This window comes from Acidovorax sp. NO-1, from assembly GCF_000238595.1.
Taxonomy (GTDB): Bacteria; Pseudomonadota; Gammaproteobacteria; order Burkholderiales; family Burkholderiaceae_C; genus Acidovorax.
Map to the genome: position 1 here is coordinate 268,149 of NZ_AGTS01000078.1, position 15,097 is coordinate 283,245.

Sequence of the window (15,097 nt, forward strand, 5' to 3'; positions counted from 1 at the left end):
GCGTCGCCTTACTTGGCGGGAGCCACTTCTTTTTTGGTAGCAGCTACCGCTGGTGTAGCGGACTCCTCCAGCACTTTTCGTTCATAAATTTCAGCCAACGCACGCTTGTACTCGGTCGGGAAGACCTTGACGAACTTGCTGCGTGATGCTGCCCAGTTGTCCAGCAACTCGCGCGCGCGCTTGCTGCCTGTCCAGCGGTTGTGGTCTTCCAGCAGCTTCTTGAGCTGCGCTTCATCGGTCTGGCCGTTGTGCCAGATGGCGCGGGGCACCGTGGCTTCCTGCTCCGTAGAAGAAAGGATGCGCTCCAGCGTCACCATGGACATGTTGCAGCGGGTGTCGAACTGGCCGTCTTCGTCGTACACATAGGCCACGCCGCCGCTCATGCCCGCCGCAAAGTTGCGGCCGGTCTTGCCGATCACCACCACGGTACCGCCAGTCATGTATTCGCAGCCATGGTCGCCCGTGCCTTCAACGACCGCCGTGGCACCCGACAGGCGAACGGCAAAGCGCTCACCTGCCACGCCGCTGAAGAAGGCCTCGCCCGTCGTCGCGCCATACATCACCGTGTTGCCCACGATGGTGTTGCGCACGGCGTCGCCGCGGAAGTCAATGCTGGGGCGCACGATGACGCGGCCACCCGACAGGCCCTTGCCCGTGTAGTCGTTGGCGTCGCCAATCAAGTACAGCGTGATGCCGCGTGTGAGGAACGCGCCGAACGACTGACCGCCCGTGCCTTCCAGCTGGATGCGGATGGTGTCGTCCGGCAGGCCCTCGGGATGCACCCGGGTCACCGCGCCCGACAGCATGGCGCCGACCGAGCGGTTCACGTTGCGCGCCACCTCGATGAACTGCACGCGCTCGCCCTTTTCAATGGCGGGCTTGCTGCGCTCGATGAGCTTGCGGTCCAGCGTGTGCTCGATGTTGTGGTCCTGCACATCCACATGGAAGCGCGGCACATCGGCGGGTACGTTGGGCTGGGCAAACAGACGGCTGAAGTCCAGGCCGCGGGCCTTCCAGTGTTCCAGGCCCTGGCGCGTGTCGAGCAGGTCGGTGCGGCCAATCAATTCGTCGAACTTCTTGATGCCCAGCTGGGCCATGATCTGGCGCACTTCTTCGGCGATGAAGAAAAAGTAGTTCACCACGTGTTCGGGCTTGCCGGAGAACTTCTTGCGCAGCTCGGGGTCTTGCGTGGCCACGCCCACCGGGCAGGTGTTCAGGTGGCACTTGCGCATCATGATGCAGCCCTCGACCACCAGCGGCGCGGTGGCAAAGCCGAACTCGTCGGCGCCCAGCAGCGCGCCGATGGCGACGTCTCGGCCGGTCTTCATCTGGCCGTCGGCCTGCACGCGGATGCGGCCGCGCAGGCGGTTCAGCACCAGGGTCTGCTGGGTTTCGGCCAGGCCGATTTCCCAAGGACCGCCCGCGTGCTTGATGGACGACCAGGGCGATGCGCCCGTGCCGCCGTCATGCCCGGCGATCACCACATGGTCGCTCTTGCACTTGGCCACGCCGGCTGCAATGGTGCCCACGCCCACTTCGGACACCAGCTTGACGCTGATGCCGGCGTGCGGTGCCACGTTCTTCAGGTCGTGGATCAGCTGGGCCAGGTCTTCGATCGAATAGATGTCATGGTGCGGTGGGGGCGAAATCAGACCCACGCCGGGCACGCTGTGGCGCAGCTTTCCGATGTAGTTGGACACCTTGCCGCCGGGCAGCTGGCCGCCTTCGCCGGGCTTGGCGCCCTGGGCCATCTTGATCTGGATCTGGTCGGCCGACGACAGGTATTCGGCCGTGACACCGAAGCGGCCCGAGGCCACCTGCTTGATGCGCGAGCGCAGCGAGTCACCATCTTGCAGCGGCAGGTCGACTTCGACGTTCTCGGTGCCGATCACGCTCTTCAAGGTGTCGCCCTTCTTGATCGGGATTCCCTTGAGTTCGTTGCGGTAGCGGGCGGCGTCTTCGCCGCCTTCGCCGGTGTTGCTCTTGCCGCCAATGCGGTTCATGGCCACGGCCAGCGTGGCATGCGCCTCGGTGGAGATGGAACCCAACGACATGGCGCCCGTGGCAAAGCGCTTGACGATTTCCTTGGCAGGTTCGACCTCATCAATCGAGATCGCCTTGGACGGATCGATCTTGAACTCGAACAGGCCGCGCAGCGTCATGTGGCGCTTGCTCTGGTCGTTGATGATCTGTGCGTATTCCTTGTACGTGTTCCAGTTGTTGGCGCGCGTGCTGTGCTGCAGCTTGGCAATCGCGTCAGGTGTCCACATGTGGTCTTCACCACGGGCGCGCCAGGCGTACTCGCCACCGGCGTCCAGCATGGTTTCGAGCACGGGGTCGTCGCCAAACGCGGCCTTGTGCATGCGGATGGCTTCTTCGGCGATCTCGAACACGCCGATGCCTTCCACACGGCTGGCGGTGCCGGTAAAGTACTTGCCCACGGTTTCCGTGTTCAGGCCGATGGCCTCGAACAGCTGGGCGCCGCAGTAGCTCATGTAGGTGCTCACGCCCATCTTGGACATGATCTTCGACAGGCCCTTTCCGATGGCCTTGACGTAGTTGTAGATCGCCTTGTCGGCCGACAGGTCACCGCCCAGGTCCTTGTGCATGTCGGCCAGGGTTTCCATGGCCAGGAAGGGATGCACGGCCTCGGCGCCGTAACCGGCCAGCACGGCGAAGTGGTGCACTTCGCGGGCAGTACCTGTCTCAACCACCAAACCGGCCGTGGTGCGCAGACCCGCAACCACCAGATGCTGGTGGATGGCAGACAGTGCCAGCAGCGCGGGGATGGCCACTTGTGTCGCGCTCACGGCGCGGTCGCTGATGATCAGGATGTTGGCGCCGCCCTTGATCGCGTCCACGGCCTGCGCGCACAGCGACGCCAGCTTGGCTTCCACGCCTTCACGGCCCCAGCTCAGCGGGTAGGTGATGTCGATGGTGGCGCTCTTGAACTTGCCGTTGGTGTGGCGTTCGATGTCGCGCAGCTTGGCCATGCCGGCAAAGTCGAGCACGGGCTGGCTCACTTCGAGCCGCATCGGCGGGTTGACCTGGTTGATGTCCAGCAGGTTGGGCTTGGGGCCGATGAAGCTGTTGAGCGACATCACGATGGCCTCGCGGATCGGGTCGATCGGCGGGTTGGTCACCTGGGCGAACAGCTGCTTGAAGTAGTTGTACAGCGGCTTGTTCTTGCCCGAGAGCACGGCCAGCGGACTGTCGTTGCCCATGGAGCCAATGCCTTCTTCGCCATTCTTGGCCATGGGGGCCATCAGGAACTTGATGTCTTCCTGGGTGTAGCCGAAGGCCTGCTGGCGATCCAGCAGCGGCAGGTCAGCCGTTTGTGGCGCGACTGCCTCGGCACCGGCTTCGATGCTGTCGAGCTTGATGCGCAGGTTCTCGATCCACTGCTTGTAGGGCTTGGTGTTGACGACGTTCGCTTTCAGCTCATCGTCGTCGATCATGCGGCCCTGTTCCAGGTCGATCAGAAACATCTTGCCGGGCTGCAGACGCCACTTGCGCACAATCTTGTTCTCGGGCACGGGCAGCACGCCCGATTCGGAACCCATGATCACCAGGTCGTCGTCGGTGATGCAGTAGCGCGAAGGACGCAGGCCGTTGCGGTCCAGCGTGGCGCCGATCTGGCGGCCATCGGTGAACACGATGGAAGCTGGGCCATCCCAGGGCTCCAGCATGGCAGCGTGGTATTCATAGAAGGCGCGGCGGCGCTCGTCCATGGTGGTGTGCTGCTCCCAGGGTTCCGGGATCATCATCATCACGGCCTGGCTGATGGGATAGCCGGCCATGGTCAACAGTTCGAGGCAGTTGTCGAACGTGGCGGTGTCGGATTGGTCGGCAAAGCTGATGGGGTAGAGCTTTTGCAGGTCGGCGGCCAGCACGGGCGAGGCCATCACGCCTTCGCGGGCCTTCATCCAGTTGTAGTTGCCCTTGACGGTGTTGATTTCACCGTTGTGCGCCACATAGCGGTAGGGGTGGGCCAGCGGCCATTCGGGGAAGGTGTTGGTGGAGAAACGCTGGTGCACCAGACCGATGGCCGAGACGCAGCGCTCGTCGGACAGGTCTTTGTAGTACACGCCCACCTGGTCGGCCAGCAGCAGGCCCTTGTAGACCACGGTGCGGCTGGACATGGACGGAACGTAGTATTCCTTGCTGTGCTTGAGCTTGAGCGCCTGGATGTTGGCGCTGGCCGTCTTGCGGATCACGTACAGCTTGCGCTCCAGCGCATCCTGCACGATCACGTCGTTGCCACGGCCAATGAACACCTGGCGCAGTATGGGCTCCTTCTTGCGCACGGTGGGCGACATGGGCATATCCACATTCACCGGCACATCGCGCCAGCCCAGCAGTACCTGGCCTTCGGCCTTGATGGCTCGCTCCATCTCCTGCTCGCAAGCCAGGCGGGAGGCATGCTCCTTGGGCAAGAAGATCATGCCGACGCCATATTCGCCCGCCGCCGGAAGGGCCACGCCCTGCTTGGCCATCTCTTCGCGGTACAGCGCGTCAGGGATCTGGATCAGGATGCCGGCGCCGTCGCCCATCAGCGGGTCGGCACCCACCGCACCACGGTGGTCGATGTTTTCCAGAATCTTCAGGGCCTGCGTCACGATGTCGTGGCGCTTGATGCCCTTGATATGGGCCACAAACCCGAGGCCGCAGGCGTCGTGTTCGTTACCCGATGAATACAAACCGTGTTGTTGCAGATGCTGGATCTCGGCAGCCGTGGTCATGGCGCACTCCTATATTTTTCGCAGGGAGTCGGAGATTAGTGCATTGCAACATGCCTTGGCAAGCAAATTAATTGGGGTCAGGTTCAATATTGTCAGGCCGATTCTGCGTATTGCATATATTTGGGGACACATCAAATTAGATAGCATTACCCACAACAGCGGCAATCATCTGACGTCGGTTTATTTGGTATTTTTCAGTGGGGGCCTACCCGCCTGGCTGCGGTTAATGCGTCGCGGTGTGTGTTGTTGCAGGGTTTGCAAAAACCCTGGCTCGCCCAGAGCCCAGCCACTCAGAGCGGAGGTGGTGAGATCCGCCTGGTCCTGCGAGCCGATGCCCGCCTGTACCAAAGCGGCGTATGCCGCCTCGCGAGCAAAGGGTGTGTTGCCCAGCGCCCAATAAAGGGCATGCGGTGTGAGCAGCCGCTCATGGCGCAGCCCCAGCCAGTGGGCGTGGCTTGACCACGGATAGTCAGAGGCTTGCGCCACGTGCCCCGCCCGAACCGGATTGAGATCAACATAGGCCATGCATGCCAGCAAGTACCGTTCTGGCTGCAGCACCGTGGAGCGGTAGCGCCCTTCCCACAACGTGCCCGTACGGCCATGGCGCCGGTTGAAATACTGCACATATCGGCGTCCTACGGACTGCATGAACTGCGGCAAGGCAGTACCACTAGCGGGTGTTACCAGCAGATGGAAATGGTTGTCCATCAGCACATAGGCATGAACCGCCACGCCATATTTCTGCGCGTTTTCTGCCAACAACGCGAGCATCATTTCAAAGTCTTCGCTATCTACAAAGATGCGCTGGCGGTTGTTTCCACGCTGGATGACGTGGTGAAGATGACCGGGCAGGTTCAGGCGCGGGAGACGGGCCATTGGCAGTGAGTCTTTTTGGTTTATGGTGGACAGATCTTTGCCCGATTATTGATGGCTGCGGTCGATCCACTTGTCAACAGAGTTTGGCGGCACAATTTGCCTTCGCACACACAGACATCCGCACAGTCCATACAACCCCACAGAGGACTCATATGAACGTTTCCCGATACCTCCTCATCGGCGCACTTGCCATCGCTGCAACCCTGACCGCCTGCGGTGGCGGGGGCCCAGACGGTTATTACAACCAGATGACCCGGGATTCGCAGCGTGCTGCGGCACGCGACGCAGATACAGCTGCCCGCGTCAAGGCTGCCATCATGGCGGATGTGCGAATCAGTGGGCGCGCCAACATTACGGTCAACGTCGTAGACGGCGTAGCAGAACTGCGCGGCGACGCCAACGATCCGCAAGAACGGCTGCTGGCCAACGACATTGCGCGTCGAACCTACGGAGTCCGCCAGGTGATCAACAACATGCTGTCGAACTGAAGCTCACCACCAGGCCGGCTCCAGAGGCGTCTTAAACAGGAGCGGCGGCGCGGGCGAAGCGGTGTGCCAGCGCCTCCTGCAGACCAAACTCGGCCAGGATGGCCTGCAATCGACTGGCGGCACTGCGCTTGTTCTGGCCGGTGTAGCGGGCAATGATGAGCTCGTTCTTCATGCTGTGCTCCCAGCCTACCAACTCAGTCACCGTGACTTGGTAGCCGTTGGCCTCCAGATAGAGACAGCGCAACACATTGGTGACCTGACTGCCCAGTTCACGGGTGTGCAGCGGGTGGCGCCACAATTCGGCCAACGGCGTGCGTGACAACTGCAACGCCTTTCCCTGCCGCAGGCAAGCCGCCATTTCCGCCTGACAACACGGCACCAGCACCATGGCCCGGGCCTTTTTCTCCAGCCCGAATGCGATGGCATCATCGGTGGCTGTGTCGCAGGCATGCAGTGCTGTCACAACATCGATATGGCCGGGGAGTTCCGCGACTTCGGCGGATTCCGCCACAGAAACATTCAGGAACGACATACGCTCGAACCCGAGTTTTTGCGCCAGCTCCCTGGATTTTTCCACCAGATTCGCGCGCGTCTCCACTCCGTAAATGTGCCCGCGTCCCAATGCCTTGAAATACAGGTCGTACAAAATGAAGCCGAGATACGACTTGCCGGCCCCATGGTCCGCCAGCGTCGGATGGTGGTTTGTGACGGCAAGCTCGGCAAGCAGCGGCTCTATGAAGTTGAACAGGTGGTATACCTGCTTGAGCTTGCGGCGCGAGTCCTGGTTCAGCCGCCCTTCGCGGGTGAGGATGTGCAACTCCTTGAGCAGCTCGACCGACTGCCCAGGCCGCAGTTCAGAAAGTTCTTCGTAGCCCCCGCGAGCAGGGACTTTTGTTGGATGCGCTGCTTGCAAATGTGAAAGAACCTGCCCGGAGTCGGTGCGCTTTGCCATCACCGCACCTCTTTTCTCTCGGCCCGGGCTTCGAGCCCGGATGGACCGGACTGCGCCCCCACCTGCAGGTCGCTCCAGCCCTGCACACCCAGAGCCTGCAGCGTCGCCACGTTCCGCTCGAAAATCAACTCAGCCTCGGGGAACACCTCTACTGCACGGTCAATGCTCTCCTCCCGCAGCAAATGCAACGTGGGGTAAGGGGAGCGGTTGGTGCAGTTGGTCACATCGTCCGGATGCGTACCAGCAAATTGGTACTTCGGATGAAAACTGGCAATCTGCAGCGTGCCGTCAAGGCCCAGCTCTTCCAGCAGCGCATCGGCCTCGGCCAAAAAATCATTGAAGTCCAGAAAATCATCGAGGCAGTTGGCCAGAATCAACAACGTGGTTTCCCGGGTTTCAACCGGCATTGCCACCAGTGCCAGCAGCTCTGCCCGCAGAAGGTCCCGCAGCTCCTTCACACACTCGGTGAAAGCAACTGCATAGTGGATCTGGTTCTTGACATGAACACCCTTGGCGAACGGACACAGGTTGAGGCCAATCACCGCCCGTTCCAACCAATGCACCGTGTCGCGAATGATCAAGTCGGCAGAATGTGGTGCAGGTGGCGAACCGTTCGAAGGAGAGCAATGGGTCATGGATGGGGCGCGTGCGCGCGCTGGCAGATGTGGCAAATTTTACCGGGGAGGCCATGCCACCCCAGCCGCAAGCTCACTCGAACAGTCGGCGCCCTGTCAGGCGCTCGTGCTCACGCGTTGCAAACCGGTCCGTCATGCCCGCGATGAAGTCCGCAACCGCGCGCGCGCGCACTGGCGCTTCACTGGACAATGCGTGATCGGTGATAGTTGCCTTCATTTCATGCGGGTCGGAGGTGTACACCGCAAACAGGTCACGCACCACCTCTTGTGCGCGCGTGGTGGTTTCCATCACGCGAGGGTGCCGGTACAGGTTTTTGAAAAGAAACTGCTTCAGCTCCTGCGACCCGGTGCGCATCGCGTCGCCAAATTTCACCAATGTAGGCGCCTCGCGCACGGCCTGAGCGTCAAGGGGCGCCAGCTCATCCAATGCTAGTCGCGTGGCATCAATCACGTCATACACCTGCGCACTGAGCATGCGCCGGATGGCCTCATACAGCAGGCGCCTGTGCAGCCGGGGCTCTCGGAGCTCCGGAAATTCCGCCTGTGCCATGACCCTGTAGCGATCGAAAAGCTCCACGTCGCGCAACTGCTCCAACGTGATCAGCCCTGAGCGAACCCCGTCATCAATATCGTGCGCGTTGTACGCAATTTCGTCCGCCAGATTGCACAACTGCGCCTCCAGGCTGGGTTGCTCCCGTCGCAAGAATCTGGCCCCTACTCCACCCGGTTCGTCCAGTTCCAGTTGCTTCGCGGTTGCTCTGGAACAGTGCTTCAGGATGCCTTCCCGCGTCTCAAAGGTCAGATTCAGCCCGTCGTACTGCGGGTAGCGCTCTTCCAGTTTGTCCACCACGCGCAGGCTCTGCAGGTTGTGCTCAAAGCCTCCATACCCTGCCATACAGGCATTCAGTGCGTCCTGCCCGGCGTGCCCGAACGGTGTGTGGCCCAGGTCGTGTGCGAGCGAGATGGCCTCGACGAGGTCCTCATTGATCCGCAATGACCGGGCGATGGAGCGGCCGAGCTGGGCGACCTCCAGCGAGTGGGTCAGCCGCGTCCGAAACAGGTCGCCCTCGTGATTCAGAAACACCTGGGTCTTGTAGACCAGCCGCCTGAACGCCGTCGAATGCACGATACGGTCCCGGTCCCGCTGGTATTCCGTGCGCGTAGGAGCCGGCGTTTCCGCATGGCGGCGACCCCGCGTAGCGCCAGGGTCACAGGCAAACGCCGCAAGTTCAGATATATGAGTCAAAACAGCCGCTAGCGCTTATCCAGCAAGTGCAAATAGCTATAAATATAATAGCAATCCACAGTATTAATGTGGGCCATATGCACAGCAGGCGTCTATTACTTCACGTACCAGACTATCTGGCGCCGAGCGCACCGCAGCCTTGCCTGGGCCGTCAATCACAACAAAGCGTATTTCGCCAGCTTCGGATTTTTTATCCACACGCATGAGCTCCAGGTACCGGCCCGCATTGTCCGCCGCGTCCAGCACCGGGCCCCGCGTCGGGAGGCCAGCCCGCTCAATGAGCCGCTTGAGGCGGCTTACAAAACTGGTGTCCACCAAACCCAGCCTGAACGAAAGTTCGGCCGCCATCACCATCCCGGCACCCACACCTTCTCCATGTAGCCATTGGCCATATCCCAGGCCAGCTTCAATGGCATGACCGAAGGTGTGCCCGAAGTTCAGGATAGCGCGAAGGCCACTCTCTTTTTCGTCTTGTCCCACCACCCACGCCTTGATTTCACAACTGCGCTTGACGGCATGCGCCAGTGCTTGTGGTTCTTTATTCAGAACGGCATCAATCGAGACCTCCAACCACTCCATGAACTGCATGTCCGCGATCGGGCCATATTTGATGACCTCTGCGAGCCCTGCACTCATCTCTCGGGCAGGCAGGGTATCCAGCGTAGCCAAATCGCAAAGCACCAAGCGCGGCTGATAGAACGCTCCGATCATGTTCTTGCCAAGCGGGTGGTTGATGGCCGTTTTACCGCCAACCGAGGAATCAACCTGCGCAAGCAAAGTGGTGGGTATCTGCACAAACGGCACCCCCCGCATATACGTTGCAGCAGCAAAACCAGTCATATCTCCGATAACTCCGCCGCCGAGTGCATACAACACGGCTTTCCTGTCAAAAGCCCCGCGCAACAACGCATCGAAGATCAGTTCCAAGCTCTGCCAGTTCTTGTACTGCTCTCCATCCGGCAATACCACTGTGCGTACGACACCATAGTGCCCAGAAAGCGCCTGCTCCAGCACCAAGCCGTAGTGAGCAGCAACAGTTTCGTTGGTAACAATCAGCGCCGCGCTGCCTAAGGGGAACAGGCAGGAAGCCGGACTCTGCTGCGCAATTAAGCCTTCGCCCACGTGAATTTCATAGCTTCGGTCGCCCAATGCGATTTGAATCTGTGACGTGACGATTGGGGCTGTAGAAACGCTGGTGTTCATCTGCGTATGAGAAGTTAAAAGGCCTCAGTGCACTTGCACTGAGGCCCAATACATGACCCTTTACCGGGCGTATTAGGTTACGGACATCCGGCACCGGCCACGGTTATTCGCACTTTACGGGTAGTGGACAGCGTGCCCTTCGTCGCCGTCACAAAAAAGTCGTTGTTTCCACAACCCCCAGGTGCAGCAGGTGCAGTCCCGACCAAGATGCCTTGCGCACTAAGCGTCAGCCAGCCTGGAAGAGCAGTACCCGCCCAAGTCACCACACCAGTTGCAGGTCCACCGGATGCTGTAAGTGCGTAAAGATAACTTTGGCCAGCAGTTGCACCAGCAAGTGGGCAAGCAGTGTTGATATCTGAGCCGCAACCGCTCAAATTAATAGTTAGCGGATCGACAATTGCAGAGCCGGAAATGGTCATGGTGAAATTGGCCTGATCAACATTGCCTGCGCTATCAACCACACGCACTGCAAAACTGACATCCCCAGGTTCACGCATGTTGGGCGTACCAGAAATGACCCCGGACGAGCTCAGCGACAATCCTGCTGGCAGCGAGCTCAGCGCGGACCAAGTGTAGGGCGGCAAACCGCCTTCCGCTTCGAGAACGAAGCTGAAGGGAACCCCGTTTGTGGGCTCAGCGTCCACCGACGTCGTGGTGATCTCCAAAGGCTCAAGGGTCGGAGCTACACGATCCGTGGCTTGAACAACCAGCAGCGCTGTGATGGGCATCTGAATGCCATTAGTCACATCGTTATCACTACGGTCAGCGACCATCTCCAGGAGGATCGGACCCACGTTGGGGCCACTTGACAACGCGAACAATCCAACACCGCCAATGGTCTTCACCTGTAGCGAGTTACCAGACTGCGCGCCTGCTACCAAGCGAGCACCAGTGGCCGCATCCCCCACGGGGCGGATGCTCACTTGGAGATTCGCGTTAGTGGGTGCAGGAAGAGGCTGATTGGCATCATCAAGCACATATGCGTCGATCGCAGTCGATACGCGCAAGTTACTGGTGTTGCCTTGGGTGCCTAAAACCGGATAGGCGGCTACGCCAGCAATACTGGCTGCCATACCTGTACTGGCGCCTACAGTAATATTCACGCTCGCGGACTCACGCTGAGTACTTACTGGATTGGTAACCGTGCAAATAATTCTCGCCACGCCTGCCTGCTCTGCAGCGTGAAAATGAAACCTAGCACCACCCGAGTTTGCACCAAGCGTGATGGCACTGTAAGCCAATGGATTTCCGTCTTCATCCTCGTGCTCTTCGTCGCCATCCAGGTAATACAATGATCCAGAATTCAGACCTTGATCGACCCTGCAAGCGAATATATCTTCTTCACCATCGGGAATTGGCTTACCGCCTTCCCGGGCTTCGACGTATAGCGTGGTCGTAAAAGGTGCATATACACCCAGTCCCGCAGGATACCCTCCGATGTTCACCGGCAGTTGAGTTTTTTCGGCACGCAGCGTAATGGTGTATTTCAGATCGCTTTGACCAGGATCTCCCCCACCACCCCCACATGCAGCGAGTACCGAGGCAAATAGCAAAGTCGACAATTTGGCGATTTTAATCATCTCTATTCCAATTAAATTATTACCTAATAGCAGAGCGCTCAGTTAGAACTTTAGGTGTAATAAAGATAAGCATTTCCTGCTTATTCATTTGCTTAGTTTTTGTTTTAAACAAATTCCCAACCGCAGGAAGGTCACCCAAGAAAGGCACCTTGGCTTCGGCGTTATCTTCGAAAAGTTCAAAAATGCCACCAATCACCACGGTTCCGCCGTTCTCTACCAAGACCTGTGTCTTAATATGTTTTGTATTGATAGCTCGCACATTCTGAAGAATCTCGCCCGGACTATCCTTATTCACATCCAGATCCAGAATAATATTTCCTTCTGGTGTAATTTGGGGCAATACTTCGAGCTTCAAAACAGCCTTCTTGAAGGCGATAACCGTACCCCCATTGGGCGCAGTAACCGGATATGGAAACTCGGTCCCCTGCTCAATCGAAGCCTTGGTTTGATCCGCAGTTACCACGCGGGGGCTGGAAACAATTTTCCCTTTCCCGTCCGCTTCCATTGCTGAAATTTCCAGATTCAGGAATCTGTTTGCCGCGGCATTGAAAATGGAAATCGCAAAACTTGCAGCATCAAAGCCCCCCTGGGCTTGCGCCGGCAGATTGACAAAGTTCCCCAGCGTGTTGGTCGCACCGCCAGCCCCCGAAGAAGCGACCGCGTTGCTGTAACTTGTGCCAAACGCGACACTATTACCGCCACCAATATTGTATCCGCCAGTTCCACCCCGCCCAGCCCGCAGATCGGTACCACCCAAGCGGACGCCAAGTGATCGACCGAATGTGTCCGAAGCCTCTACAATTCTCGCCTCGATCATTACTTGACGAACCGCTACATCGAGAGTAGAAAGCAATTGGCGCACCTCTTCCAACTTGCTGGCGGTATCAGTTACAAACAACTGATTTGTTCTAGGTTCGGCAATAGCGCTTCCCCGCTCAGAGAGAAATCGATTAGAAGTTCCTGACCCACCGCTTGAAGTACTAAGCTGCGCGACCATATCGACAGCTTTGGCGTAATTCATTTGAAAGGCCTGTGTTCTCAATGGCTCCAATTTCTGGATTGACAAAGCAGCTTCGTAGTCCTTCTTGACACGGTCGTCAATCTCATCTTTGGGCGCAATCCACAGAACGGTTCCGGACTTGCGCATGCCAAGCCCCTTGGCGTCCATGATAATTTGAAGCGCTTGGTCCCAGGGTACATCTTTGAGACGCAGCGTCAATGAACCGGTAACAGTATCAGACGTTACGATATTGAAATCTGTAAAATCTGCTATCACTTGAAGCAAAGAGCGAACTTCGATATTTTGAAAATTAAGCGACAGCTTTTCCCCACTGTATCCAGGGCCTTGGGTGAGCTTGTTCAGGTCAACCTTTTTCTGCCGCACCTCTACCACAAACTGGCTATCGCTTTGGTACGCACTGTGTTCCCACTCACCAATTGGCTCAATGGTCATTCTGACCCTGTCACCCTGCTGGATTGTAGTAATCGCCTGTACCGGAGTTCCAAAATCTCCCACATCCAGACGACGTCGCAACCCCTCTGGCAGGCTCGATCGCAGAAAATCCACCACCAAACCTTTGCCTTGCTGGCGTATGTCAACACCTACTTGGCTTGAGGGGAGTGACACCACTACCCTGCCTGAACCGTCAGCTCCGCGCCTGAAATCAACATCTTTGAGCGTCTGAGCGTCCAGGCTTGCTGAGTCAGCAAACACGCTAGGCTGAACCGATTGAACTGCCGGGGTGGAGGAAGAAGCAACTCCCAGAGAAATTAACAGAGATTTACCCTGAATTTCTGCTTGGTACGACGTGGCTTGCTTCAAGTTGAGCACAACACGTGAGCGATCACCCGCTTGCACAACATTGACTGTTTTCACATTCCCTTGATTGACGTCGAAGACTGTCTTTCCCGATGCATTGGAGGCACTGGGAAAATCAAGTGCGATTCGCGGAGGCGATTGAATCGAGAATCCAGTGGGCAACGCAGCCAGCGGTTCAGAGAAATCGATGCGAACAACGTCGACACCATTTTGCATACTCCCGGCAACTGACTGAATAAGTGTCTGTGTGTAGCCGGAAATAGGCACCAAAATTGCAATCGAGAACCCGGTCGCGATTCTATAAATTTTGGTCAAGTCGATTTTGAAATATTTCATTTACTGCCCTCTTGCAAATCCAGCGCCGCAGCACGTTCAATCCAATCGCCAGTCGCATCCTGGACAATCTCACGCAACTGAATCGAGTTTTCGGTGATCTTCACGATTTTCCCGTAATTTTGTCCAACGTAATTTCCCACGCGGACTTGATACAGCAACTTATCCACTCTCAGCAACGCTGTTGGAACACCCTTTTTGTCCAGGCTACCGACCATTGCCATGACATCCAACGGATACGCTTCCAGCGGCTCTTTTCGTCGAGCCATTTCCGGAGCAATCAACGCAGCATTCGAGGCCGATTGGTTAGTCTCACGCCTGAGTGCCTGCGTCAACTTGACTGAATTAAACGGCTCTACACCTGACTCCATAGAGTAAGTTTGCGGTAAAAACTGCTTTGGCTCGGATAAAGGGGTCACACGTGGCTTGGTCGTGGCGCGCAAATCCGACATCCATTGGCGCAATTCGTCGTCTCCAGTGGAACCGCATCCGACAACAAGAATCGACATAAGTAATGCTAAAAACAGTTGCATACGCTTCATTTCTTGCCCCCCTGCGTCACTTGCTTCTGGGCTTGAATCTCTTCCGGATCCAAATACCTGAACGTACGGGCAGTTGCCTCCATCGTCAATGTTGAGCCGTCCTTATCCTTAGCCTGGGGAGGAGCGATCGATATGTTGTTAAGCGTTACAATTCGCGACAGATGAGCGATATCGGACGCAAACGAACCCATATCGTGGTATTTTCCGGTAACACGTATCTGAATAGGAAGCTCAGCGTAGTATTCTTTAACGACAACCTGCCCGGGTCGAAATAGCTCGAATTGCAAGCTGCGGCCAAGCCCTGCCTGGTTAATGTCGGAAAGAAGCGCAGCCATCTCGGCTTTACTCGGCAACTGTTTCTCGAGCTGTATAACATACTGCTGCACTTGCTCCCGCTGTCGTTTCAGAGCCTCCAAACTTACCGCTTTAACAAGTTTAGTTTGATAATCTTGTCGGAGAGTTTGTTCTTTTGCCACCTCAGCCTGAAGCTCCACCTCATACTCGTTAATCTTTGCGAACCACAACCCCGCAGCAACGCCGACTGCAATAAAAACACAGAGCAGAACTTTTGGCGCAATTGGCCACAAGGACGGGTCTTTAGTGTCAAGATTCCGAAACTGCCTGGAAATATTTTCCTGAACGACAGCGAAATCAATGCTATTTTTTGATTTTTTTGCCATG

11 protein-coding genes are annotated in these 15,097 nt (G+C 57.6%); 1 reads left to right on the forward strand and 10 read right to left on the reverse strand.

Going from position 1 to position 15,097, the window contains the following annotated elements; translation table 11 throughout:
• Positions 1-8: 8 nt before the first annotated feature.
• Positions 9-4,742 carry a glutamate synthase-related protein gene (locus KYG_RS12190; protein ID WP_008905205.1) on the reverse strand — a complete coding sequence of 1,578 codons (4,734 nt, stop codon included), beginning with the start codon at positions 4,740-4,742 and terminating at the stop codon, positions 9-11.
• Between the two features lie 180 nt (positions 4,743-4,922).
• On the reverse strand, positions 4,923-5,618 hold the full coding sequence (locus tag KYG_RS12195; protein WP_008905206.1) for a transposase: 696 nt from the start codon (positions 5,616-5,618) through the stop codon (positions 4,923-4,925).
• 152 nt (positions 5,619-5,770) lie between these two features.
• Here KYG_RS12195 and KYG_RS23315 point away from each other — a divergent pair, with 152 nt between their 5' ends.
• Entirely contained in the window at positions 5,771-6,106 is a 336-nt protein-coding gene (locus tag KYG_RS23315) for a BON domain-containing protein (RefSeq protein ID WP_008905207.1), read from the forward strand.
• Between the two features lie 31 nt (positions 6,107-6,137).
• On the opposite strand, the gene KYG_RS12205 is transcribed toward KYG_RS23315, so the two are convergent.
• From KYG_RS12205 to KYG_RS12235, 8 genes are all read right to left on the reverse strand, one after another.
• Positions 6,138-7,058 (reverse strand): SAM-dependent methyltransferase, encoded by a 921-nt coding sequence (locus tag KYG_RS12205; protein ID WP_008905208.1) that lies wholly within the window; start codon positions 7,056-7,058, stop codon positions 6,138-6,140.
• On the reverse strand, positions 7,058-7,693 hold the full coding sequence (locus KYG_RS12210; RefSeq protein WP_050813847.1) for a DUF1415 domain-containing protein: 636 nt from the start codon (positions 7,691-7,693) through the stop codon (positions 7,058-7,060). Before KYG_RS12210 ends, KYG_RS12205 begins: the two co-directional genes overlap by 1 nt.
• Before the next feature lie 73 nt (positions 7,694-7,766).
• Positions 7,767-8,939 (reverse strand): deoxyguanosinetriphosphate triphosphohydrolase, encoded by a 1,173-nt coding sequence (locus KYG_RS12215; RefSeq protein WP_192810325.1) that lies wholly within the window; start codon positions 8,937-8,939, stop codon positions 7,767-7,769.
• A gap of 63 nt (positions 8,940-9,002) precedes the next feature.
• Entirely contained in the window at positions 9,003-10,142 is a 1,140-nt protein-coding gene (gene aroB / locus KYG_RS12220; RefSeq protein ID WP_034694269.1) for a 3-dehydroquinate synthase, read from the reverse strand.
• A gap of 77 nt (positions 10,143-10,219) precedes the next feature.
• Positions 10,220-11,722 carry an Ig domain-containing protein gene (locus KYG_RS23805; protein WP_192810326.1) on the reverse strand — a complete coding sequence of 501 codons (1,503 nt, stop codon included), beginning with the start codon at positions 11,720-11,722 and terminating at the stop codon, positions 10,220-10,222.
• A gap of 19 nt (positions 11,723-11,741) precedes the next feature.
• Entirely contained in the window at positions 11,742-13,877 is a 2,136-nt protein-coding gene (pilQ, locus tag KYG_RS12225) for a type IV pilus secretin family protein (protein ID WP_139019372.1), read from the reverse strand.
• Positions 13,874-14,416: a pilus assembly protein PilP gene (locus KYG_RS12230; RefSeq protein WP_034694272.1), complete on the reverse strand. Its 543-nt coding sequence runs from the start codon at positions 14,414-14,416 to the stop codon at positions 13,874-13,876. The genes pilQ and KYG_RS12230 overlap by 4 nt, the downstream gene beginning before the upstream one ends.
• Complete coding sequence (locus KYG_RS12235; protein WP_008905214.1) at positions 14,413-15,096, reverse strand: type 4a pilus biogenesis protein PilO; 684 nt, start codon at positions 15,094-15,096, stop codon at positions 14,413-14,415. Before KYG_RS12235 ends, KYG_RS12230 begins: the two co-directional genes overlap by 4 nt.
• Position 15,097: the final 1 nt, after the last annotated feature.